Here is a 2,398-nt window from a genome sequence, read left to right as displayed (position 1 = left end):
GTAAGCCCCCAATCAAACAACGCATATAAACAAGCAGCGCCTCCTGGTACTATGAATGTATCAATTTAAGGAGGTGCTTTTCATATGCCAGAACAAAAATTAACAATTGTCCCCGTTACATTACATTCCAAAAATAAAGATTATTATTCATCCACGTCATCAACAGCCTCTTCCAATAAAGCTTGCACGATCAAAACGGCAAACATAGAAATTTCCTTCAACAACGGCGTGGATGAGCACATCATTCAAACTGTTATGAGGGAGTTGAGACATCTGTGAAACACGACTATACAAGTGTTAAAAACATTTACATCATTTGTGGAAAAACTGACATGCGTAAAGGCATTGATGGATTAGCCACACTGATTCAGGATTCTTTTGAGCTGGACCCATATGGTGATTCCATTTTCTTATTTTCAGGATGGAGTAAGGATCGGTATAAATGTTTGTATTTCGATGGTGATGGCTTCGCCATGCTTTATAAACGTTTGGATAAAGGCAAACTTCAATGGCCAAAAGACGAAAATGAGGTGCGAAAACTATCCCAGCAGGAGGTTCGGTGGCTACTTGAGGGGTTATCGATTCAGCAACCAAAGGCTATTCAAAAGTCACCAAAAGGAGTGTTCTAAATTAATTGAAAAACGCTGATTTAAAGCCGTTTTCATCTTCACTTAGCTCGTTCAAAATGGTATAATATAACTAACTTATGTGGACGAAAAGTGGGTGAATGATGTGGGGAACGCTTCTAAGGATGAAAGTCAAAACGAGAAATTAATTCGGCTTCTCGAAGATCAATTGGCTCATTCGAATCAACAAAACAAAGACTTATCGAAACAGATTGAAGCGTTAACCGATCAAGTACGCCATTTAACTAAACTTTTATATGGATCAAAAACCGAAAAATCGAAATATAACGCACCAGACGGGCAAGGTTCATTATTTGATGATGACCCGGCTTTTAGGGAACCTGAGCACACAGAAGAACAAAGCCAACAGACAATTTCTTATACTGTTGTTCGAAAAGTTAAATCGAAAAAGCGAAATGATTCCTTGCATGATGGTATTGAAGTAGAAGCTATCCACTATCATCCGGAAAATACAATCTGTGACTGTTGCCAAGGGCGAATGATTGAAATTGGCAGTAAAATCGTACGTGAAGAAGCAGAATTTATTCCTGCCAAAATGATGAAAGTACAGCACATTGAACATGCGTATGAATGTAAAGGCTGCAAAGTTGATTCATCACAGCCAGCACAAATCAAACGCGGGAAAGCACCACAACCAGCGATTCAGCGTAGCATCGCAAGTCCTAGCGTACTTGCCAAAGTCATCTATGATAAATTTGCACAATACTTACCTCTTTATCGTCAGGTAAAGGAGTGGGATCGCTATGGACTGAATACCAATGATAAAAACCTTTCGAATTGGGTAATCCGCGCAGCACACGATTGGCTATTACCTGTTTACGAACGAATGAAAGAGTTGATGATGGCTAAATCGGTTTTACATATCGATGAAACATACGGACAAATTATCAACCGATCCGATGGGAAATCTGGCCAAGCCAATGCTTATAATTGGGTGTTTCGTAGCGTGCCAAGCCAAGGGCCAATAATGACTCTCTTTCAAAGCGCGTTATCTAGAGCTCGATCTGTCCTTGAGAGTTTTATTAAAGGCTTTTCTGGAACGATTGTGTGTGATGGTTATTCTGCTTATGATAAGTTGGAAGGCGTCATTTTCGCAAATTGTTGGGCTCATGTTCGTCGTTATTGGCTAAAAGCTGATAGCAAAAATGGTAGAATCGGTGTGAAATACTGTGATGATTTATATCGGCTAGAAAGACAATTTAAACATTTGTCTCCGAGCAAACGAAGAAAAAAACGTCAAAAGTATTCGAAGCCAATTGTGAAGGAATTCCTTCACTGGGTTGAAACCTCACCATTTTACGGAAAAAATGCGCTAGCAAAAGCAGCTGAATACACATTGAACAGGGCAAATGGGCTCAAAGCATTCCTGAATGATGGGCGAATTGAAATGGATAATAATCCAGCCGAGAACGCCATCCGTCCCAACGTTATAGGTAGAAAAAATTGGCTTTTTAGTGTAAGTGAAGCCGGTGCAAAAGCGAATGCCGTCTGTTTGAGTATCGCTGAAACTACCAAAAGTAACGGCGTTGATTTCTATGAATATATAAAGAAACTTTTTAGGGATCTACCCAATCTCGGTATCCAACAAAACCCTGAAATTTTAGATCAATATATGCCCTGGTCGAAAACAATTAAGGAAAAATGCTCAAATAACTGAAACAAGTCGTAAATTCGATTAAAAAAATCAAGATTTACGACTATTTGTGATGCGTGCCAGAAGGTACGCTTATTTTTTTATAATTCGGGCTTAC

At 39.2% G+C, this 2,398-nt stretch carries 3 protein-coding genes; all 3 read left to right on the top strand.

The features are described 5' to 3' along the window. The first annotated feature begins 84 nt into the window (after window positions 1–84). The 3 genes from B5V89_RS19780 to tnpC all read left to right on the top strand — a co-directional run bounded on the left by B5V89_RS19780 (window position 85) and on the right by tnpC (window position 2,304). Window positions 85–279 carry a hypothetical protein gene (locus tag B5V89_RS19780; RefSeq protein ID WP_066228274.1) on the top strand — a complete coding sequence of 65 codons (195 nt, stop codon included), beginning with the start codon at window positions 85–87 and terminating at the stop codon, window positions 277–279. Further along, complete coding sequence (gene tnpB / locus B5V89_RS19775; protein ID WP_201030043.1) at window positions 276–629, top strand: IS66 family insertion sequence element accessory protein TnpB; 354 nt, start codon at window positions 276–278, stop codon at window positions 627–629. The genes B5V89_RS19780 and tnpB overlap by 4 nt, the downstream gene beginning before the upstream one ends. 103 nt (window positions 630–732) lie before the next feature. Continuing rightward, window positions 733–2,304 (top strand): IS66 family transposase, encoded by a 1,572-nt coding sequence (tnpC, locus tag B5V89_RS19770; protein ID WP_084347464.1) that lies wholly within the window; start codon window positions 733–735, stop codon window positions 2,302–2,304. The last annotated feature ends 94 nt before the right edge of the window (window positions 2,305–2,398 follow it).

Source organism: Heyndrickxia sporothermodurans (assembly GCF_003055045.1).
GTDB classification, from domain to species: domain Bacteria; phylum Bacillota; class Bacilli; order Bacillales; family Bacillaceae_C; genus Heyndrickxia; species Heyndrickxia sporothermodurans.
This window is presented reverse-complemented; position numbering and strand designations above follow the sequence as displayed.

Excerpts from the sequence above, each read along its gene's own strand:
- B5V89_RS19780 (WP_066228274.1), top strand. The coding sequence starts at position 85 with ATGCCAGAACAAAAATTAACAATTGTCCCCGTTACATTACATTCCAAA.